This is a genomic window from Pseudomonas sp. FEMGT703P (genome assembly GCF_002786345.1).
Taxonomy (GTDB): Bacteria; Pseudomonadota; Gammaproteobacteria; order Pseudomonadales; family Pseudomonadaceae; genus Aquipseudomonas; species Aquipseudomonas peli.
Genome location: NZ_PGCM01000006.1, coordinates 132389 through 153031, shown reverse-complemented (window position 1 = coordinate 153031; position 20643 = coordinate 132389). Strand labels below are relative to the sequence as shown.

Genomic DNA, 20643 nt, shown 5'->3' with positions numbered 1-20643 from the left:
CATGCGGGCTGCCGGTCAATATGAGGTCAATCATGAATACGCTTATCGAGGTCTCTGGCCTCAGCAAGACCTTCACCCTGCATCAGCAGCACGGCGTGGTGCTGAACGTGTTGAGCGGGCTGCATTTCAGCGTGCGCGCCGGCGAGTGCCTGGTGCTGCACGGACAATCCGGTGCCGGCAAGTCAACCTTGCTGCGCACCCTGTACGGCAACTACCTGGCCGCTGGCGGCAGCATTCGTGTGTTGCATAACGGCGCCTGGGTTGAGCTGGTGGGTGCAGAACCGCGCCAGGTGCTGGCGGTACGCCGGCAGACCCTGGGCTATGTCAGCCAGTTTTTGCGGGTGATTCCCCGGGTCGCCACTCTGGATGTGGTGATGGAGCCGGCCCTGGCCCGTGGCTGGAGCAAAGCGGATGCCGAAGCGCGGGCGAAAAGCCTGCTCAGCCGCCTGAATATCCCCCAGGCCTTGTGGCAACTCGCCCCCGGCACCTTCTCGGGCGGCGAGCAGCAGCGGGTGAATATTGCCCGCGGCTTTATGGTCGCCTGGCCGTTGATGCTGCTGGATGAACCCACTGCCTCCCTGGACGACGCCAACCGCCAGGTGGTGCTGGAACTGATCGATGAAGCCAAGGCCGCCGGTAGCGCGCTGATCGGCATCTTCCACGACCGCGCCGCCCGTGAGGCGGTGGCCGATCGTTACCTTGATATGAGCGCTGCGGCGCAGCAGGAGTACGTATATGCCGGTTGAACAGATTCTTACCAACGTGCGGATCATCACCGCCGAGCAGGAGTTTGTCGGCACCCTGGTGCTGTGTGACGGCCTGATCGCCCAAGTAGAAGAGGGCGTTAGCGGCTTGCCCCAGGCGCAGAACTTGAACGGTGATTACCTGCTGCCCGGCCTGGTCGAGCTGCACACTGACAACCTGGAAAAATACATGAGCCCACGGCCGGGGGTGGATTGGCCATCGGCTTCGGCGGTGCTGACCCACGATGCGCAGATCGCTTCGGCGGGCATCACCACGGTGTTCGATGCCTTGGCAATTGGCGACGTAAACCCGCGCGGCAAACGCATGCAGCAATTGCCAGCGATGCTCGAAGCGATTGCTTCAGCCGCAGCGGCTGGGCATATGCGCGCCGATCACCGTCTGCACTTGCGCTGCGAGGTCTGCCATCCGGAGACCCTCGCGGTGTTTCGCGATCTGGTCGAGCACCCGCTGGTGCAGCTGGTCTCGGTGATGGACCACGCGCCGGGCCAGCGCCAGTTCGCCAAGGAAGACAAATACCGCGAGTACTACATGGGCAAGTACCACCTCAGCGAAGCGGAGATGGATGCCTTTATCGTCGAGCAGGTGGGTAACTCGCGGCAGTACAGCGACCGTCAGCGCCGCAGCATTGTGGCCGACTGCCAGGCCCGTGGTATTTCTGTGGCAAGCCACGATGACGCCACCCTGGCCCATGTGCAGGAGTCGGCGGGTTTCGGCATGTCCATCGCCGAATTTCCCACCACCCTGGAAGCCGCCAAGGCCAGCCACGAGCTGGGCCTGAAGGTGCTGATGGGCGCGCCGAATATCGTGCGCGGTGGTTCGCACTCGGGCAATATCGCCGCCGCTGAACTGGCTCAGCAGGGGGTGCTGGATATCCTCTCCAGCGACTACTACCCGGCCAGCCTGCTGCAGGCCGCTTTGCTGCTGGCCGGGCAGGACAACGGCTATGATCTGCCGCGAGCGATTGCCACCGTCAGCCGCGTGCCGGCACAGGCGGCGGGGCTGCATGATCGCGGCGAAATCCGCGTCGGCCTGCGTGCCGACCTGGTGCAGGCGCAGGTGCATGCGGGCCAGGCGGTGATCCAGCAAGTCTGGCGACAAGCGAAAAGGGTGTTCTGATGAGTGGCCGGTTGATCTATCTGATGGGGCCTTCGGGCTCGGGCAAGGACAGCCTGCTGAATGCCGCGCGTGAGCGCTTGGCCGAACGGGGTTGTGTGATCGTCCGGCGGATCATCACCCGCTCGGCGGAAGCGGTGGGCGAGGACGCCATTGGTGTGTCGCCGGCCGAGTTCGATCAGCAGGAAGCCGCCGGCGCCTTTGCCCTGAGCTGGCGCGCCAACGGCCTGGCCTATGGCATTCCCCGGCAGATCGACGACTGGCTGGCGGCGGGGCAGGATGTGCTGGTGAATGGTTCGCGCGGCTATCTGCCCCAGGCCCGCGAGCGCTATCCCGAACTGCTGGCGATTCTCCTGCAGGTGGATGAAGCAGCCCTACGTCAGCGCCTGCACGCGCGCGGACGTGAAAGCGCCGAGCAGATCGAGGCCCGCCTGGCGCGCAGCCGCGAACTGCAACTTCCTTCTGCCACGGTGGCGGGGGATAGCGACGAAGGCGAATCGCAATGGTTGTTGAATAACTCCGGCCCGCTCGACCAGACCGTCACCCAGTTGCTGCAACTGCTTAGCGATGCGCGCGCATGCGCCTGACCCTGCTCGGCACCGGCGATGCCCGTCAGGTGCCGGTGTACAACTGCAGCTGCGCCGCCTGTGACAGCGCCCGGGTGTACCCCGCGCGGCGCCGTGGCCCCTGCTGCGCGCTGATAGAATGCGGCGCGCAGCGCTGGCTGATCGACTCGGGTCTGACCGATTTGTGCGAGCGCTTCGCACCCCATAGCCTGAGTGGCATTTTGCAAACCCATTACCACGCCGATCACGCTCAGGGCTTGCTGCACCTGCGCTGGGGTCAGGGGCTGATTATTCCGGTGCATGGCCCGGATGATCCAGAAGGCTTGGCCGACCTGTACAAGCACCCCGGTATTCTCGATTTCAGCCAGCCGTTTGCCGCCTTCGAGCGGCGGCAACTGGGTGAGTTAAGCGTCACGGCGCTGCCGCTTAATCACTCCAAACCGACCTTTGGTTATCTACTGCAAGGCTTAACGGCGAGTGGTGAACAGCGGCGTATCGCCTATCTGACAGACACCCTCGGCGTGCCGGACGCCAGCGCCGAGGTGCTGCGCCAGCAGCCGCTGGATCTGCTGGTGCTGGATTGCTCTACGGCGCCGCAGCCCATCGCCCCGCGCAACCACAACGACCTGACCCGCGCGCTGGAAGTGGTCGAGCAGCTGCAACCGAGAGAAACCGTGCTGACCCATATCGGCCACAGCTTTGACGCCTGGCTGTTAGATAACCCCGACGCCTTGCCGGCTGGCGTAAGCCTGGCTTTTGACGGACGGGTGTTATGAATAACGCCCGCCGCACCACTCTGCTGCTGTGCGGCGCGGAAACCCTGGGCATGGCGGGCTTTGCCCTGTTTGCCGCCTTGCTGCCGGACTTTCAGGCGCTATGGGGGCTGAGTAATACCCAGGCGGGCTGGATCGGTGGCGGATTCTTTCTCGGCTATATGGTCGCGGTGCCGATCCTTACCGGGCTCACCGACAAATACGATGCGCGGTTGATCTACCTCGCCGCGATGCTTCTGACTGCCGCGGCCAATGCCGGCTTTGTCTTTGCCGATGGCTTTTGGTCCGCACTGGCCTGGCGTGTGCTGGCGGGCGTTGGCCTGGCCGGCACCTATATGCCGGGGCTCAAGGCGCTGTCCGAACGGATCGAAGGGCCGGCGCAGTCGCGCGCGGTGGCGTTCTATACCGCGAGCTTCGGCTTGGGCACTGCGCTGTCGTTTATCCTCGCCGGCGAGCTGGCCAAGTTCGGCGGCTGGCAGCTACCGACGCTGCTCAGCGGCGTCTGCGCCGTACTGGCCTGGGCCATGGTCTATTGGGGGTTGCAGCCGAAGGCGGTGGTGCAACACGGGCCGCGCAAACTGTTGGACTTGGCGCCGCTGAAAAACCGCGCGGTTGTCGCCTACTGCGTGGCTTATGCGGTGCATAACCTGGAACTGTTCGCCCTGCGCGCCTGGGTAGTGGCCTTCGTGGTGTTTTCCGGGCAATTGCAGGGCAGCGATCCCTGGTTGTCCGGCACCTCGGTGGCGATGCTGGTGACCCTGATTGGTATGCCCGCAAGCATCTTCGGCAACGAGCTGGCGCTGCGTTTCGGCCGGCAGCGCTGGCTGATCGCGGTGATGCTGAGCTCGACGGTGCTGGCGCTGTTTATCGGCCTGAGTGCGGCCTTGCCGTTCTGGCTGATGCTGGTGCTGGTGCTGCTCTACAGCATCGCCGTCACCGCCGATTCGTCATCGCTGACCGCGGGCTTGATCGAGGTCGCACCCGCCAGCCACCGCGGTGCGGCCATGGCGCTGTATTCCTGCACCGGCTTTAGCGGCGCCTTCCTCGGCCCGCTGCTGTTTGGCATCAGTCTGGATGTGCTGGGCGACAAGAGCCTCCTCGGCTGGTGGGCGGCCTTTGCCCTGATGGGCCTGCTATTGCTGCTCGGCCCGCTGGCATTGTGGTGGGCGGGCAAAGCGCAGTCGGAACGCACCCTGCGCCAGCCGCGTGCGGAGGCGGCATAGGCAAGGCGATCTCACACCTTAATCCAGCGGCAACTCGGTGGTGCGTTTAACCTCGCTCATGGCGATATGCGAGTGCGCTTCGTGCACATGCGGGCGTTGCAGCAGGTGGTCGCGCAGAAAGCGTTCGTAGCTGGCGATGTCCTTGGCCACCACCTTGAGCAGGTAATCCGAGCCGCCGGCCATGGTGAAGCACTCCAGCACCTCGGGGTAACCGACCACGGCGCGCTCGAATTCTTCCAGGTTGCTGCGCCCGTGCGCCGACAGCTTGATATCGACAAATACGGTGATGCTGAAGCCCAGCTGCTTGTGGCTGAGCAGGGCAACCTTGCGCTCGATAATGCCGTCTTCCTGCATGCGGTGAATCCGCCGCCAGCAAGGCGATTGTGACAACTCCACCTTCTCGGCGATCTCGGCGGCGGAGAGGTCGGCGTTGTGTTGCAGCAGGCGGAGAATCTTGCGGTCGATGGGGTTGAGTTTTTCTTGCATGACTGTTCCGAATTTTTTGTTTTTCTTGGATTAATCATGCGCAGTATCTGCAAAACGGCCAGCAAAAAGAAATAAAAAAGCCGCGCGCTCCGTTCATATTCTTGGCCATGCGCCTTGTGTGGTGATCCCGCACTAGGCTTAACAAGGGTGGCATTCACCGTTGCCAACCCAGCTCTCGATAAAAATAACAGGAGCACCACCATGTCTCTGGCCGAGATCCGCCTGGATGACAAGTACCGCCTTGCTACCGGTCACCTCTATCTGACCGGCACTCAGGCGCTGACCCGTCTGCCCATGCTGCAGAAGCAACGCGACGCAGCTCATGGCCTGAATACCGCGTGCTTTATTTCCGGCTACCGTGGCTCGCCCCTGGGCAACCTCGACAAGAGCCTGTGGGACGCCAAGCAGTACCTCAAAGAAAATCACATCCACTTCCAGCCGGGCGTCAACGAAGAGTTGGCCGCCACTTCGGTGTGGGGCAGCCAGCAGACCAGCCTGTTCCCCGGCGCGCGCTACGACGGCGTGTTCGCCATGTGGTACGGCAAGGGTCCGGGTGTGGACCGTTGCGGTGATGTGTTCAAGCACGGCAACTCGGCCGGCGTTTCCGAGCATGGCGGCGTGCTGCTGCTGGCTGGCGACGACCATGGCTGCAAGTCTTCGAGTATCGCCAACCAGAGCGAGCATGCGTTTATCGCCGCCTCGATCCCGGTGCTTAATCCGGCCAACGTTCAGGAAATTCTCGATTACGGCATCATCGGCTGGGAGCTGTCGCGCTACAGCGGTTGCTGGGTGGCGCTGAAAACCATCGCCGAGAACGTCGATTCCTCCGCCGTGGTGGATGTCGACCCGCTGCGCATGCAGGTGAAAATTCCCGAGGACTTCCAGCTGCCGGAAGACGGCGTATATATCCGCTGGCCGGACCCACCCCTGGCCCAGGAAGCGCGCCTCAACACCTACAAAATCTACGCTGCCCGTGCCTTTGCGCTGGCCAACAACCTCAACCAGATCAAGCTCGACTCGCCCAACCCGCGCCTGGGCATTATCACCACCGGCAAGTCTTATCTGGACGTGCGTCAGGCTCTGGATGACCTCGGCCTGGATGAAGCGCTGTGCGCCCAGGTGGGCCTACGCGTGCTCAAGGTCGGCATGAGCTGGCCGCTGGAGCCGGTGTCGGTGCATGAATTCGCCGAGGGCCTGGACGAGATTCTGGTGGTCGAGGAAAAACGCAGCATCATTGAAGACCAGCTCACCGGTCAGCTCTACAACTGGCCCGTAGGCAAACGCCCGGTGGTGGTGGGTGAGTTCGATGAAGCTGGCCATTCACTGCTGCCGAACCTCTCTGAACTGACCCCGGCGATGATCGCCCGCGCCATCGCCAAGCGCCTCGCGCCGATCTACAGCAGCCCACAGATTGAAGAGCGTCTGGCCTTTCTCGCGGCCAAGGAAGCCTCCCTGGCCACGCCCAAGCACACCACCGTGCGCACCCCGCATTTCTGCTCCGGTTGCCCGCACAACACCTCGACCAAACTGCCGGAAGGCAGCCGCGCTCAGGGCGGTATCGGTTGCCACTACATGACCCAGTGGATGGACCGCAACACCGACACCTTTACCCAGATGGGCGGCGAGGGCGCGACCTGGATCGGCCAGGCGCCGTTTACTGACACGCCGCATATCTTCCAGAACCTCGGTGACGGCACCTACTTCCACTCCGGCCAACTGGCCCTGCGTGCGGCTGTGGCCGCCGGGGTGAATATCACCTACAAGATTCTCTACAACGACGCCGTGGCCATGACCGGCGGCCAGCCCATCGACGGCGAACTGCGCGTCGATCAGCTGAGCCAGCAGGTGTACGCCGAAGGCGTGAAACGCATCGCCCTGGTCACCGACGAGCCGGAGAAATACCCGACCCGCAACACTTTCGCACCCATCGTCACCTTCCACCATCGCCGCGACCTGGATGCCGTGCAGCGTGAGCTGCGCGAGTTCCAGGGCTGCTCGGTGATCATCTATGACCAGACCTGCGCCACCGAGAAACGCCGTCGGCGCAAGCGCGGCAAGCTGGTCGACCCGCAGAAGCGCGCCTTTATCAATCCGGCAGTGTGCGAAGGCTGTGGCGATTGCAGCGTGAAGTCCAACTGCCTCTCTGTGCTGCCGCTGGAAACCGAACTGGGGCGCAAGCGCGAGATCGACCAGAACTCCTGCAACAAGGATTTCAGCTGCGTTGAGGGCTTCTGCCCAAGCTTTGTCACTGTGCACGGCGGCAGCCTGCGCAAGCCGGAAGCCGTGGGCTTGAGCGCGCTGTTTATCGCCTTGCCGGAGCCGCGCCAACCCACGCTGGATCGCCCCTGGAATATCCTCCTGCCGGGTGTCGGCGGCAGCGGCGTAACCACTGTCGGCGCATTGCTCGGCATGGCTGCGCATATCGAAGGCAAGGGCTGCAGCGTGCTCGATCAGGCCGGCCTGGCGCAGAAGTTCGGCCCGGTGATTACCCATATCCGCATTGCCGCCAAGCAGGACGATATCTTTGCCGTGCGCATCGCCGCCGGTGAAACCGACCTGCTGCTCGGCTGCGATCTGGTAGTGTCGGCCAGCGAAGAGGCCCTGGCCAAGCTGAATGACAAGATCGCCCATGCGGTGGTCAACAGCCATGAAGCCGCCACCGCCGAATTCACCCGCAACCCCGATGCCCAAGTGCCCGGCGCGGCTATGCGCGAGGCGCTGATCGAAGCGGTGGGCGCGAGCAAAACCCACTTTGTCGATGCCAGCCGCCTGGCCACGCGCCTGCTCGGCGACAGCATCGCCACCAACCTGTTTATGCTCGGTTTCGCGTATCAGAAGGGCCTGGTGCCGGTTTCCTCCGAAGCCATCAACAAGGCCATCGAGCTTAACGGCGTGGCCGTGCAGCTCAATCAGCAGGCCTTCCTCTGGGGCCGCCGTGCCGCCCATGATGCGGTCGCCGTGGAACGTCTGGCCAAGCCAGAAGTGATCGAAGCGCCACATTGCCAGACCCTGGAAGAAATCATCGCTGACCGCGTGGTGCGCCTGACTGCCTACCAGAACGCTGCCTACGCCGAGCGCTATCGCGAGCAGGTAACGCGGGTGCAGCAGGTCGACAAGAGCGCTGACCAAGCGCTGAGCAAGGCCGTGGCGCGTTACTACTTCAAACTGCTGGCTTACAAGGACGAGTACGAAGTGGCGCGGCTGTACAGCGACGGCAGCTTTATCTGTCAGCTGGAGGCGCAGTTCAGCGGCGATTACCGCCTGGAGTTCCACTTGGCACCGTCCTGGCTGAGCAAGCCGGATGCCAGCACCGGCGAGCCAAGCAAGCGTCAGTTTGGCGCCTGGATGCTCAAGGCCTTCGGCGTACTGGCCAAGTTCAAGTTTCTGCGCGGCACACCGCTGGACCTGTTCGGCTACAGCGCCGAGCGCAAACTGGAGCTGGACCTGATCGACGACTACGAGCAGAACCTGGACTACCTGCTCAAGGAACTCAACGCCGACAACTACCGCACCGCACTGGCCCTGGCCGAGCTGCCGGAGCAGATCCGCGGCTATGGCCACGTCAAGGAACGCAGCCTGGCCAAGGTGCGCGAGCAGAGCAGCCAGCTCAAAGCGCGCATGCTGGTCAGCGAAATCCAAGCCGTCCAGTTGTTCGAGCCTGCCGCATAACAAACCCCTGACGCTTATAACCTTCACCCTCTCCCTTAACCGGGAGAGGGCGACCTCTTACAACAAAAAAACGAGGCACCTATGTCCGTGTTTTCCCATATCGATTTCGACCACCACGAACAAGTGGTCTACGGCCACGACAAGGCCAGCGGCCTGCGGGCGATTATCGCCATTCACAACAGCAACCTCGGCCCGGCCCTCGGCGGTTGCCGCATGTGGCCCTACGCCAATGACGATGAAGCGCTGCGCGATGTGCTGCGCCTGTCGCGCGGCATGACCTACAAATCGGCCCTGGCCAACCTGCCGCTGGGTGGCGGCAAAGCGGTGATCATCGGTGACCCGCATAAAGGCAAGAGTGCAGCGCTGTTCCAGGCCATGGGTGATTTTGTCGAGAGCCTCGGCGGGCGCTATATCACCGCCGCCGACTCCGGTACTGGCGTTGCGGAAATGCAGATCATGGCCGAGCGCACTCGCCACGTATCCGGCGCCGAGCTGCGCGAAGCCTTTGCTGGCGGTACGCGCAATGGCGACCCGTCACCGTCCACCGCTTACGGGGTGTTTATCGGCATCCAGACCGCAGTCAAACACCGCCTGGGCCGTGAGGATCTGCACGGCCTGAAAGTCGCGGTCCAAGGGGTAGGGCAGGTGGGCTTCGACCTGGCGCGTCAGCTGAAAGCGGCCGGCGCCGAGCTGTGGGTAACCGATATCGTCGAGGTCAATGTGCGGCGTGCGGTCGAGCAGCTGGGCGCAACCGCCGTGACGCAGCAGGCGATTTTCGGCCTGGATGTTGATGTATTCGCGCCATGCGCCATGGGCGGCATTGTCAACCAGCAAACCCTGGAAGCCCTGCGCGCGCCGATTATCGCCGGGGCCGCCAACAACCAACTGGCCGATGCCAGCCTGGCGGAAACCCTGCGCCGCAACGATTGCCTGTACGCGCCGGATTACGCGATCAATGCCGGTGGCATTATTGATGTTTACTACGGTCGCAGTGGTGGCAGCGCCGCGCAGCTCAAGGCGCATATAGAATGCATCGGCGCGACCCTGGAACAGATCTTCCAACGCGCCGATGCGGCAAGCAAAACTACTGTGGAAATTGCTGATCAGTTGGCCGAAGAGCGCTTCGGCAGTTAAAAGTAGCTAAACGTTGCCCGCACTACTGGCACGTTTTGCAAATACCGTAGGAGCGGGGCATGCCCGCGATGCTTTCAGGTCAACAGCGATTCGCCAGCATGGACTAGGCGTCGCCGCCGCGACAAAGGCCTTTGACAGCTGCTTACTCCAGCATCAGCGCCAAACTAATCCCATGCGGCTTAAAGCCCAGGTTGGCATAAAAAGCATGGGCGGCCTCACGGCTCTGGCTACTGGACAGCGCGACCTTGTAACACCCCCAGGCGCGGGCGCGTTCGATGGCTTTGGCCATCAGCGCCTGGCCAATCCCCAGGCCGCGCGCCTCAGTATCCACCACCACATCTTCCAGAATCGCCGAGCGGGCAAAATTGTGCGCCAGGTGCTCGATCAGATTGATCGTGCAGGTGCCGAGCAACTTGCCGTCACGTTCTGCCACCAGCACCACACTGCTCACCGGCAGCTCGCTCAGGCGCAACGCCAGCAGCTTGGCATCGGCACGCGGCTCATCGGGCGCTAACTGTTGCAGCAAGGCAGCCAGGGCCGATGCATCGTTAACGCTGACCGCACGCAGGTGAAAATCGGCAAAAGGCGAATCCGGCAGATGATGCGAAGCAGCGGGGCGCATGGCGATCTCCTCTCCTTATGACAGCCGGTTGGCAGCCAGTTGGCAGTATGGCGCCGAGATGATGGCAGCGGCATGACAAAACCGCCCAGCCTGTAGGGTCTGTTGACGTTTCATCGCGACCGCGCCGGAGCCTGTTTTAGCGCGAGGCCAGGCACGAGACACGAAGTTTGTTCAGCACATCCATGTGCTTCACCCCTTCGGGGCTTGCGCGCAAAAACGCTCCCGGCGTTTTTGTGGTTGTTACAAATGAGTGTTGAGAAACGCAGCATCGCGCTAAAACAGGTCCGGCCCTTCGGGTTGCGCGAAAAATCTCGCCATGCGTTGTTGTAGGACTTGGCAAGGGAACACCATTACCTGCGTCCTACGCCTAGCCTGGCGAGATTTTGCGCGGCAACGCGGCTTGCGCTGAAACGTCAACAGACCCTAAGATGCCGCCCGCTGGTGGCCCGCCTATCCAGCCTCGGTTCCCATAGTTCAATGGATAGAATAAGCCCCTCCTAAGGGCTAGATACTGGTTCGAATCCAGTTGGGAACGCCATCTTTCCTGTGCTTGCACAGTCACTGTGCGAACCTCAGCCTAATCAGGTGTTCTGCTCATTGCCTTGATCACGCTGCAACTGGCTTACAGAAAAATGCCCGCATAAAGCGGGCATTTTTGTTTAAAGCCTGTGCTTTAGTTACCGCGGTAGGTGGAGAAGCCGTAAGGGCTGAGCAGCAACGGAATGTGATAGTGCGGCACGGTGCCGTCGACTTCAAAAATCACCGGCACTTCCGGGAAGAAGCTCGCCGTGGCGTGTTTCTTGAACCACTCTCCTGTCTTGAACGTCACGCGGTAGGTGCCTTTCTCCAGCGCTTTATCTTCCGGGTACAGGGCGGTGATGCGGCCTTGTTCGTTGGTTGCGCCGCTGTTGAGCATGTTCCAGTTTTTACCGTCCTGTTTTTCCAGGGTCACGTTGACTTCAGGCGAAGGCAGACCGTCTTGCAGGTTCAGCACGTGCACGCTCAGCGGGTTACCAGCTGCCAGGGCCAGGGAGGAAAGGCCGCTGAGGACAGCGCCGGCAAACAGGGTTTTCAGCAGTTTCATGCTGTGACTCCTAATCAGTGAGTGGTGGGTAAAATTTGAGCAATGGCTTTCAGGGCGCAGCCTTCATCGATCTCAGCGCCGCCGGCGCCTGCGACACCGATGGCACCGATGACCTGATCGCCCACCGTCAATGGCACGCCGCCACCGAGCAGCAGCAGCTCATCGAGGGTGTTGAGGTTTTCGGCATCCGGGTTGTTGCGGGCACGTTCAGACAGCAGGCGTGTGGCGGTTTTAGTCGACAGGGCGGTAAAGGCTTTGCGCTGCGCCGCCACGGTGTTGTGCGGGCCGACATTGTCGTCACGCTGCACTGCAACCAGGTTGCCGCCACGGTCGACTACAGCGGCAACGCCGGTACGGCCATCGGCATGGCATGCCGCCAGCGTGGCGCTGAGTAAGTTGTTCGCCAGCGCCAGTGTGACGTCTGGGCGCTGGGCAACTTGTGCGTCAGTGGCCCATGCGGCAGAAGAACCCATGGCCAGTGCAAGTAATGACAAGGTGGCGGTGCGAAGTAACATATCGGTCTCCAGGGTTGGGCTCAGCTGAGCGATGGGTGACCATGCTGCCCAAGCGTCACCGTCAAACGGATTGCGCTTGGATTACCAATTTGTAATGGGAGCGCCGCGCAGAACGGCCTAGGCTATGCGCCTGTGCTGGAGGAAAAGATGCGCATTCTGGTGGTCGAAGACGAAGTAAAAACCGCGGATTACTTGAGCAAAGGCTTAGGTGAGTCGGGGTATCGCGTGGACGTTGCCCTGAATGGCCTGGATGGCCAGCACCTGGTGCAGGAACATGAGTTCGACCTGATCATTCTTGATGTCATGTTGCCCGGTTTGGATGGCTGGCAGCTGCTGCAGATCATTCGGCGCAAGCTGCAAACACCGGTACTTTTTCTCACTGCGCGTGATGCGGTGGAGGACCGTGTCAAAGGGCTGGAGCTGGGCGCTGATGATTACTTGGTCAAACCCTTCTCTTACGCCGAGTTACTGGCTCGCGTACGTACCTTGCTGCGTCGTGGGCCGCCGCGTGAGGTTGAGCAGTTTCAAGTGGCGGATCTGCACCTAGACTTGTTGCGGCGCAAAGTCACCCGCAATGGTGAACGCGTGACCCTGACCAACAAGGAGTTCTCTCTGCTGCACTTGCTGCTCAGCCGTGAGGGGGAAGTGTTGTCGCGTACCTTGATTGCTTCTCATGTCTGGCAGATGAATTTCGACAGTGACACCAACGTGGTCGATGTGGCCATTCGCCGCCTGCGCGCCAAGGTCGACGACCCATACCAGCTTAAGCTGATCCACACTGTTCGCGGCATGGGGTACATGCTTGAGGCGCAGTCATGAGGCTGTGGCCGCGCGCGTTGAGCGTGCGCCTCGCCGTGATGTTCGCCCTGGTTAGCACGTTGTTATTGGGCCTAATTGGTTTTTCCCTGTACCAATCGCTGCAGCGCGAAATTGCCTGGCGCGATGATCAGGCATTGCTTGGCCGGCTGGAGCGCATGCAGGCCTTGCTTGACGACAGCCAGAGCATTGATGCCCTGCGCAGCAGACCGCAGCTCTATGAAAACATGCTGGGTAATCGCGATAGTTTGCTGTGGATTATCGATGACGCCGGGCAGCGGCTGATCGAGATCAACCCAACCTTAATGCCGCTGCCCGTGTTGCCAGCTGCCGAGCGAGCCACCCTAGGCGATAGTCCAAGCAGTGAACCTTTGCGTCTGGCCTGGTTGGATGTCACCCGAGGCGATCGTCGCCTAACCCTGATTGCCGGAAAGTTGCTCAGCGAGCGTGAGCAGATGCTAGCGGCGTATCGCCTCAAACTCTGGTTGGCCTTATCGGTTGGCGCATTCTTAGCGTTTGGGTTCGGCTGGCTGGTCAGCCTGCGTGGTTTGCAGCCGGTGCGACAGCTGGCAATGCGCGCCGCTGCCATTGACGTGCAGCACCTACACCTGCGCCTGGATGAGTTTAAAGATGTCAGCGAATTGCAGGCGCTCAGCAAGGCGTTAAACCTGATGCTCGCGCGTCTTGAAGACGGCTTTGCCCAGCTCTCGCGCTTTTCAGAAGACCTGGCCCATGAGATGCGCACTCCGCTGAGTAACCTAATGGGGCACGCGCAGCAAACCCTCGCACGTCCACGTTCAGTGGATGAATACCAGAACTTGCTGGTTTCCAATCTTGAGGAGTACGACCGATTGGCGCGAATGATCGACAGTATGTTGTTTCTCGCGCGCACCGAGCAGGCTGATGCTTCGATCAACCGGCAACTGGTTGACCTGCACGAATTGGTCGAACAGCTCTGCGAGTACTTCGATGGCACAGCACAGGAATGCGCAATCGAGTTGATTAACAAGGGCAGTGGCACTTTAGTCGCCGACCCGCAGTTAGTCCGTCGCGCCTTGGCTAACCTGCTGGCGAATGCGCTGCGTTACGGCATACCTGACAGTGCTGTCACCATCAGCAGCAGTTTGTGCGATGGGGTCGTTGAGATCAGCGTGCACAACTTCGGTGAACCCATTGCCGCCGAACACCTGCCGCGCCTGTTTGAGCGCTTTTATCGTTGCGACCCCTCGCGTAATCAGCCCGATGATTCGGGTGGCCTGGGCTTGGCCATTGTGCGTTCGATTATGCATGCCCATGGCGGTCAGGTTCGTGTTACCAGCACCCAGGCGGGCACGAGCTTCAGTCTGCTATTTCCGCCGGATAGTGCTTAGGCCACCCAGTAAAAAGCCCCGAAATCTGGTTAGAAGTCGGGGCTTTATATTTTGAGTTCTTGTGGGGGCTTTGATTTTTAGGGCTTAAACGTTCTCTACAGCAAACGCTGAAGTGATTGGTTCTAGCGCACTACTCGGCAGCTTGTGCGGTGCTTCGATACGTTCTTTTAGCTTTTCGGTGAACTCGACAGCTGAAGCCTGATCCTTGAAGTTAAGCTTTATAGCCCCGGTGTTTACTAACCATTTCTCCCCGTCTTCTATCACCATCTTTGAAATCGAGATTTCCATGCCAGTTCCTCTCGCGAATTGAATCGAACCGTGAGTTTTAGGCAAAAAAAGACCAACAAACGTCGGTCAAATCTTAATTTAGGAGGAGCACCTGATGAGCATCAGGTGACATCATATTCTCTCCAGATTGTTGCACGCGTGTGACGAGTTCAGGTCCATTCGTCTGCGGCTCATTCTCTGCAACCAATCCGTAATAATTGTCTACTACCTTGCCGTCTTCACTCGAGGGCAAGATTTTGAACCGCAACGCACGCAAAACGTTAACCACCATTGCTGAACACAACGAAGACGCAGCCATTGCACTTATGCGCGCTGCAGAACGTACAGGCGATCAAGTCCTTCGGCAGCAGATGCTCAGGGTTATTCATCAGCTGAACGAGGATGCCCTTGACCTCAGATCCATCCGTGACGATTCCATCTCGTCATCTCGAAAGCTTGCTTGATTAGCCAGCCTTTAAGGCGCACGCCCTACGCCTGCAGGAACGCCCACTATCGTTCCTTTCTCATGCCCAGGTAATCGAGCTGCTGCCGACTTTTGACACTTGTCTGAACTGCGAACATTTGACGCTGATCGCTCGCGTCTGTCTCGCTAACGGATACCGCTGGGGGAGGCTCAAGGGCTCGCACCTGAAAGGATGAAAAACGGGGTTGTGACCTTCGCCAATAGCAAGTCGCGTCTGACGCGTAGCATCCCTATTTATCCAGACCTTGAACGGACGTTGCTGGACTACTTCAAGGCCCAAGGCCCGTTCCCGAACTGTATCCGGTATATCAGCCGTGTTCCGGACTCTACGTCAATCAAGCTTCCTCATGGCCAGGTTAAGCATGTGCTTCGCCATACCTTCGCTTATCACTTCGTCATCACTGGCGGGAACATCCTGGCCCTTTAGAAGGCGTTTGGTCATGCGTCCGTGACTATGACCATGCGCTATGCACATCTGGCACAGGATCACCTGCAGGAAGCTTTGCGCTGCAATCCAATCTTCGACATTTTTTCGTAATCGGATAATCAGTAGATTGTTTTTTTACTGAGTTATATTGTTTGCGAGGTGATAAAATATCGCGCGTTGTTATGCGTTTTTGAAGTATTCAAAATTTTGCAATAGGCAGATTTTGGAAATAAGACGGTGATCAAGAAAATGAAATTAAAGTTCTTGCTGTGCGTTTCTGTTTTTGTGTTCTCTGGAGGCGTTTTTTCGTCCGACCTGTCAAGTATTTGCTCTTCTCCAAAGTATTCTGATGCGCTTGCCGGTGACTTGGTTGTGCATGTTGCTGAGGTGCCTAGTTTGGCTGAGTCTTCTGTTAAAGGCAGATTTATTAATTTTATCAAGGCACTTGATGAGGTTTATAAATATGGTGTGATCAATGTGCGTGTATACCCATACACGCGAGCTATATATGGTGTTGCTCAAGGGGATGCGGATTTTTCTCTTCCAGCCGCATTCAATCCTAAACGTGTAGACCCTCCGGGCAACGTTAGGTTAAGTGCTGTGGGTTTTGGAAAGGTCTCTATGGTTTTGTATACGCACAAGGATAGTTCAGTTCAAGTCGCTGATTTAGGTGGCCAGAGTCTGAAAATAGTCGCTGTTCCCACTCTTTGGCATTTTCCTGTTTTTCGCGCAAACGGTATTCCTCAAGCATTTAATTTGCTGGTTAGTCGTCGAGTTGATGGTGTTTTAGGCGCGCAGGAAGAAAGTGATTACGTGCTCCGTGATCCTAAATATAAAGAAATTCGTCGCCAGCACTATGGGGATTTTGATGATGTATTTATCGTGCAGAACAGTGAGCGCGGGCAGTTAGTGGAGTGTGTCTTGTCTCGATCAGTGGAGACGCTTCGTAGTAGTGGTAGGCTTGCGGATATATATAGAGGCATACATTTGCCTTATTCAGATATAAAGCTTTAGCCAGCTTGTCGCTTTCCAGTTTCTTAGCTCTGTAAAAGCGCTAGCCACGGAAATCCCATCTTCGACACTTTTCGACACCGGCCTAGGCCAGAAAGCAAAAAGCCCCGAAATCTTGTTAGAAATCAGGGCTTAATAACTGCGATTTGGAGCGGGCGATGGGAATCGAACCCACAGCTCTAGCTTGGGAAGCTAGGGTATTACCACTATACGACGCCCGCAGCGGGTGCCTTTATACCGGAAGTCTTGGCCGAAATGAAGCCTGCAGCGCGGGTATCTGTGGCGGGCGCTGCAGGCTTGGGGCATAGCGGTGGTTCATACGGCTATCGCGTGGTGCAGGTCGTGCTGTGGACGGTTGCTGGAGCTGATGCGTGCCGGGGCCTGCAGGAACTTGAGCATGACGGACTGACTCTGCAGCCAGGCCTTCTTGTGCTCCATGTCGAGAAAGTGCCCGGTGTTGTCGATAGTGGCGAACTGGCAGTCACTCAGGTACTTGGCAAACACGCGCACGTCATCCGGAGAGGTGTATTCGTCGTGCTCGCCGTTGATAAACAGCAGCGGGATGTCGATGGCCGCCAGGCATTCCATCTGGCAGTGGTTGTCCATATGCACCACCTGGTTGATGTGCGCGTGCAACTGCAGGTATTCGTGGCTGTCGAGGCTGCTGATATGGCGATGGTTGTAGCGCTTGAACAGGGAGGGTAGGTATTTGCCGATGGTGCTGTTGACCAGCTGGCCGACCTTTTCGCCGTCGATGGCCTGCAAGTGGGTCATGCCTTTTTCCAGGTAATCAAGCATCGGCTCATTCAGCAGGGGCGAGAAGGAGGTGATCACCGCCTTTTCGATACGCGCCGGGCGTTGCGCCAGAGCGAGCATGGCGGCGACGCCACCCCAGGAGAACGACAGCAGGTAGTCGACCTGAAACTGTTCGATCAGCTCCAGCAGGATGGTGGCTTCATCTTCCTTGCTGATCGGTCGGCTATGGCTGTTGTGCGGCTTGGACTGGCCGGCGTAGGGCTGATCGTAAAGCACCACATTGAACTGTGGTTGCAGGTACTTGATGGTTTGCGCAAAGGCGGCGGTGGTGGCCAGCGAGCCGTTGATCAGGATGATGGTCTTGCGCGCGCTGGGGTTGGCATAGAACTCCGTGTGTACCTTGAACGTCCTGTGTATATCGACGACAGCGATGGCTGGCTTCATGTCGTTTCCTCCTGGCGCAAAAATGGGCATGACAAAACGGCGGTGCCGTTAAGCCGGGCTAAGCAGGACAGTCAGGAAAGCGCCTGGACGTGACAGCAAGATGTCAGGCTGGAGGATTTTATAAGTTATTTATTTTCAATCAGTTAGGGCTGAGATAGAGCATCCGTCCACGACCTTTTGGCAGGTGTGGAGTGGCGTCTTTGACCAGGCAGGAACCCATTTCGCGCAGTGCGCAAGTAACCGAGAGAACGCTTAGATGGCTCTCATGACTGATAAGTCACTATAAGACCTTATGGTTCGATTTAAGCAGCCGCGTTCGGGCTGGCGCAAGTGAATATTGGAATATCGAACAACCATTTGTCGGTTAGCTAGCTAAGTATGTGACTTGAGCACGGGTGCCTTAGACGCAGGCGATTTCCGCTGTCGTCAGGGCGCGGTACTGACCGGGGGCTAAGTGCGGGTCGAGTTGGATGGCGCCCATGCTCAGACGGTGCAGGCCGATGACCTTGTTCTGGAAGTGGCCAAACATGCGCTTGACCTGATGGTAGCGGCCTTCGTGCAGGGTCAGCAGGGCGCTGTGGCTATCGAGAATGACCAGCTCGGCGGGCAGGGTGGTGAGGTCTTCATAGGCGAAGTACAGGCCGCGGGCGAACACCTCTATGTATTCGGGCGTTATCGGCTGTTCGGTCTCGACGCGGTAGACCTTGCCCAGCCGGCTGCGCGGCTCGGTGAGGCGGCGTGACCATTGGCCATCGTTGGTGATAATCAGCAGGCCGCTGGTATTCAGGTCCAGGCGGCCGGCCAGGTGCAGATCGACTTTATCCGGTTCATCAAGCAAATCCAGCACGGTGCGGTGTTGCTCATGCGCGGTGGCGCTGACCACGCCGATGGGTTTGTGCAGCATGAAATAACGTGCGGCTTTGCCGGCTTGCAGCGGCTCGTTATCGACTTCGACACGACTGAACTGGCTGACTTCGCACAGGCCATCGCAAACCACAGCGCGGTCCACTTGCACGCGGCCGCTGGCCAGCAGTTGGCGGGCGGCTTGGCGATTGAGCTGGGGCAGGTTGCTGAGAAAGCGATCGAGGCGCATGGCTAGTTGTTTGCTGGCGGGGTTTCAGGTGGCAAGCCTTGAGCGCAGCGTGGGCACAGGCAGCTGCGGTTGCGCTGCTCGGGCGGCAGCTTGGCCAACTGCGCGGCATCGACCGGCACGCTAAAACACCAGCACGCGGTCACCGGTGCATCGGCGCCAGCCTGGGCGCATTGGTTAAGCTGCCCACAGCAGGGGCAGCGGTTGGTGTCATCACTCACGCGATTTCTTCACACAGGCGGTTGCGGCCGCCCTGTTTGGCCCGGTATAGGGCGCGGTCGGCGCGGGTGATCAGCTGCTCCAGGGATTCATCGGCATGCAATTGCGCCAGGCCGATGCTGGTGGTGATGCGCAGCTGCGCGCCGTTGAAGCTGATGCTGCTTTGCTCGGTTTGCTGGCGGATCTTCTCGCCCAGCTCGCGGGCCTGCTCGGGCGTGGTGTCCTTGAGCAGCAGGATAAATTCCTCGCCACCCCAGCGGCAGATGATGTCGGACTGACGCAGGGTGCTGCGCAGGTCGCTGGCAAAGCGACGCAGCACTTCATCACCGGCCATATGGCCATGGCTGTCGTTAAGTTGTTTGAAGTTGTCCAGGTCGAGCATCAGGGCGCACAGCGCGCTTGGGCTGCGCCGGGCTTCCTGCACGGCTTGATTGGCTAGCAGGTCAAAGCCACGGCGGTTGGGCAGCTCGGTCAGCAGGTCGGTGGTGGCCAGGGCGCTGATGCGTCGTTGATAGCGGCGCAGCACCAGGCTGACCAGGCTGATGACGATCACGGTGACCACCAGGCAGATCAGCAGATTGAGGTACAGCGATTTGCGGATGCCGGCGACCGCGCCGTCTTCATGCTTGTCGACAAACAGGTACCAGTTTAGTTCGGGGATAAAGCGCACATTGAGGAAGTGATCGCGGCCGTGTTCCTGGTACTCGAAGTCGCCGCTTTGTGGGTGCGGCAGCTTGGCCTGCAGTTCTTCCAGGCCGGGGATTTCACTGAGCGACTGGCCAACTCGCGCGCCCATCGGCCCGCCGTTGGCACCCGTGAGCACCAGCCGACCATTGGTGTCGACGAAGAACACACTGCGCTCATAGCGCTGCTGGTAGGTGTCGATCAGTTTGACCACTGCATCCACGGTCAGGCCGACGCCGGTGGCGCCGATAAAGCGCTGCTGGTAATCGAACACCTTGTAATTGATAAACACGGTCATGCGGTCGTCGTTGGCCATGTCGACGTCGACATTGATCTCGTATGGGGTCTGCATGTCGCGCACGCGGAAATACCAGTCATCGCGTGGCTCGTCTTCCTGCACCTGCTTGAGCACGCCCTTGGCCTGGTAGTAGGTGTGGGTTTTCTCGGAGACGAAGAAGCTGGTGACCGTGGCGTAATGCTCCTGCACTTCACGCAGGTAGCGGGTGATTTGCTCAGGATCTTTCTCGCCGCTCAACACCCAGTCGCGCACATAGGTGTCGCGGGACATCATCGAGGAAATCAGGATGGGCCGAACCAGGTCCTTCTGGATTTCCGAGTAGACGTTATCCGATGTCAGCGGCAGTTCGGTGTTGATGATGCCGGCGCGGATCGAATCCAGAGCGGTGTAGTAACTGGCCAGGGAGGTGGCGAGGAAGCCACAACCGAGCAGAACCAGCAGCAGCGCAATCAAGGACCATTGGCGGGTCAGCGGGGACGGATGAGGCATGCAAGGCTCTGCTGGTTAAATAATCGCCGCATTGTAGCGTTCGGCAACCGCCGGCGCTGCTGAAACATTGGCTCCTGGCTGATTTGCCAGCAGCCATGGTGCTTGCTGCGCCAGGCCTTGAGGACTAAGGTGGCGGCGACCAGACCGTTGAAAAAACGTTGGCGAGGCAGCCAGCGCAAGGCAAAAACAGGCGAGAAGCGGAGTTTACGAGCTGTAAATGAGCATTTGAGCCTGTTTTTAACGCCGCGATGGCAACGTAGGTAGTTTTTCAACATCTGGTACACGAAGAGTCTCCTTGGTGACCCGTACGCTGCTCGTACGCCTTGCTGATCTGCCCC

20 protein-coding genes and 2 tRNA genes are annotated in these 20643 nt (G+C 59.5%); 11 read left to right on the top strand and 11 right to left on the bottom strand.

The window, feature by feature from the left end:
• Positions 1–32: 32 nt before the first annotated feature.
• From phnL to CUR33_RS10785, 5 genes are read left to right on the top strand one after another with little or no spacing between them, the layout of a single operon-like run.
• Positions 33–746 carry a phosphonate C-P lyase system protein PhnL gene (phnL, locus tag CUR33_RS10805; protein ID WP_108488097.1) on the top strand — a complete coding sequence of 238 codons (714 nt, stop codon included), beginning with the start codon at positions 33–35 and terminating at the stop codon, positions 744–746.
• Positions 736–1881 (top strand): alpha-D-ribose 1-methylphosphonate 5-triphosphate diphosphatase, encoded by a 1146-nt coding sequence (locus tag CUR33_RS10800; RefSeq protein ID WP_289239621.1) that lies wholly within the window; start codon positions 736–738, stop codon positions 1879–1881. The genes phnL and CUR33_RS10800 overlap by 11 nt, the downstream gene beginning before the upstream one ends.
• Entirely contained in the window at positions 1881–2465 is a 585-nt protein-coding gene (phnN, locus tag CUR33_RS10795) for a phosphonate metabolism protein/1,5-bisphosphokinase (PRPP-forming) PhnN (protein WP_289239620.1), read from the top strand. Before CUR33_RS10800 ends, phnN begins: the two co-directional genes overlap by 1 nt.
• Positions 2456–3220, top strand: coding sequence for a phosphonate metabolism protein PhnP (gene phnP / locus CUR33_RS10790; RefSeq protein WP_289239619.1), 765 nt, complete (start codon positions 2456–2458; stop codon positions 3218–3220). Before phnN ends, phnP begins: the two co-directional genes overlap by 10 nt.
• The gene (locus CUR33_RS10785; RefSeq protein WP_289239618.1) at positions 3217–4440 is read left to right on the top strand and encodes an MFS transporter; all 1224 of its coding nucleotides are present in this window, start codon (positions 3217–3219) and stop codon (positions 4438–4440) included. Before phnP ends, CUR33_RS10785 begins: the two co-directional genes overlap by 4 nt.
• An 18-nt stretch (positions 4441–4458) precedes the next feature.
• Here the strand turns inward: CUR33_RS10785 and CUR33_RS10780 are convergent, their stop codons facing one another.
• Entirely contained in the window at positions 4459–4926 is a 468-nt protein-coding gene (locus CUR33_RS10780) for an Lrp/AsnC family transcriptional regulator (RefSeq protein ID WP_289239617.1), read from the bottom strand.
• A 201-nt stretch (positions 4927–5127) separates the two neighbouring features.
• Here CUR33_RS10780 and CUR33_RS10775 point away from each other — a divergent pair, with 201 nt between their 5' ends.
• Together CUR33_RS10775 and CUR33_RS10770 are read left to right on the top strand one after the other, a co-directional pair.
• On the top strand, positions 5128–8595 hold the full coding sequence (locus tag CUR33_RS10775) for an indolepyruvate ferredoxin oxidoreductase family protein (protein ID WP_289239616.1): 3468 nt from the start codon (positions 5128–5130) through the stop codon (positions 8593–8595).
• A gap of 81 nt (positions 8596–8676) precedes the next feature.
• A complete protein-coding gene (locus tag CUR33_RS10770; protein WP_289239615.1) occupies positions 8677–9729 on the top strand; it encodes a Glu/Leu/Phe/Val dehydrogenase dimerization domain-containing protein in 1053 nt (350 codons plus the stop codon).
• 142 nt (positions 9730–9871) lie between these two features.
• Here the strand turns inward: CUR33_RS10770 and CUR33_RS10765 are convergent, their stop codons facing one another.
• A complete protein-coding gene (locus CUR33_RS10765) occupies positions 9872–10351 on the bottom strand; it encodes a GNAT family N-acetyltransferase (RefSeq protein WP_289239614.1) in 480 nt (159 codons plus the stop codon).
• Positions 10352–10814: 463 nt separating this feature from the next.
• On the opposite strand from CUR33_RS10765, the gene CUR33_RS10760 reads away from it, so the two are divergent.
• Positions 10815–10889 (top strand) — tRNA-Arg (locus CUR33_RS10760).
• A gap of 135 nt (positions 10890–11024) precedes the next feature.
• On the opposite strand, the gene uraH is transcribed toward CUR33_RS10760, so the two are convergent.
• The gene (gene uraH / locus CUR33_RS10755; RefSeq protein WP_167145432.1) at positions 11025–11435 is read right to left on the bottom strand and encodes a hydroxyisourate hydrolase; all 411 of its coding nucleotides are present in this window, start codon (positions 11433–11435) and stop codon (positions 11025–11027) included.
• A 14-nt stretch (positions 11436–11449) separates the two neighbouring features.
• The gene (locus CUR33_RS10750; RefSeq protein WP_289239613.1) at positions 11450–11950 is read right to left on the bottom strand and encodes a GlcG/HbpS family heme-binding protein; all 501 of its coding nucleotides are present in this window, start codon (positions 11948–11950) and stop codon (positions 11450–11452) included.
• Positions 11951–12097: 147 nt separating this feature from the next.
• On the opposite strand from CUR33_RS10750, the gene CUR33_RS10745 reads away from it, so the two are divergent.
• Positions 12098–12769, top strand: a complete 672-nt coding sequence (locus CUR33_RS10745; RefSeq protein ID WP_090251882.1) for a heavy metal response regulator transcription factor — start codon at positions 12098–12100, stop codon at positions 12767–12769.
• Positions 12766–14136 carry a heavy metal sensor histidine kinase gene (locus CUR33_RS10740; protein WP_289239612.1) on the top strand — a complete coding sequence of 457 codons (1371 nt, stop codon included), beginning with the start codon at positions 12766–12768 and terminating at the stop codon, positions 14134–14136. Before CUR33_RS10745 ends, CUR33_RS10740 begins: the two co-directional genes overlap by 4 nt.
• Positions 14137–14220: 84 nt before the next feature.
• Here CUR33_RS10740 and CUR33_RS10735 read toward each other — a convergent pair whose 3' ends face one another.
• The gene (locus tag CUR33_RS10735) at positions 14221–14424 is read right to left on the bottom strand and encodes a hypothetical protein (RefSeq protein ID WP_160088066.1); all 204 of its coding nucleotides are present in this window, start codon (positions 14422–14424) and stop codon (positions 14221–14223) included.
• Positions 14425–15551: 1127 nt separating this feature from the next.
• Here CUR33_RS10735 and CUR33_RS10725 point away from each other — a divergent pair.
• Complete coding sequence (locus CUR33_RS10725; RefSeq protein WP_289239611.1) at positions 15552–16328, top strand: hypothetical protein; 777 nt, start codon at positions 15552–15554, stop codon at positions 16326–16328.
• Positions 16329–16472: 144 nt separating this feature from the next.
• Here the strand turns inward: CUR33_RS10725 and CUR33_RS10720 are convergent.
• From CUR33_RS10720 to CUR33_RS10695, 6 genes are all read right to left on the bottom strand, one after another.
• Positions 16473–16546: transfer RNA gene (locus CUR33_RS10720), tRNA-Gly, on the bottom strand.
• A gap of 94 nt (positions 16547–16640) precedes the next feature.
• A complete protein-coding gene (locus tag CUR33_RS10715; RefSeq protein ID WP_090251894.1) occupies positions 16641–17525 on the bottom strand; it encodes an alpha/beta fold hydrolase in 885 nt (294 codons plus the stop codon).
• 400 nt (positions 17526–17925) lie between these two features.
• Positions 17926–18618 (bottom strand): pseudouridine synthase, encoded by a 693-nt coding sequence (locus CUR33_RS10710; protein WP_289239610.1) that lies wholly within the window; start codon positions 18616–18618, stop codon positions 17926–17928.
• A gap of 2 nt (positions 18619–18620) precedes the next feature.
• Complete coding sequence (locus CUR33_RS10705) at positions 18621–18836, bottom strand: cysteine-rich CWC family protein (RefSeq protein WP_160088060.1); 216 nt, start codon at positions 18834–18836, stop codon at positions 18621–18623.
• On the bottom strand, positions 18833–20305 hold the full coding sequence (locus tag CUR33_RS10700; protein ID WP_289239609.1) for a sensor domain-containing diguanylate cyclase: 1473 nt from the start codon (positions 20303–20305) through the stop codon (positions 18833–18835). The genes CUR33_RS10705 and CUR33_RS10700 overlap by 4 nt, the downstream gene beginning before the upstream one ends.
• A complete protein-coding gene (locus CUR33_RS10695; RefSeq protein ID WP_289239608.1) occupies positions 20284–20589 on the bottom strand; it encodes a hypothetical protein in 306 nt (101 codons plus the stop codon). The genes CUR33_RS10700 and CUR33_RS10695 overlap by 22 nt, the downstream gene beginning before the upstream one ends.
• Between the last annotated feature and the right edge of the window lie 54 nt (positions 20590–20643).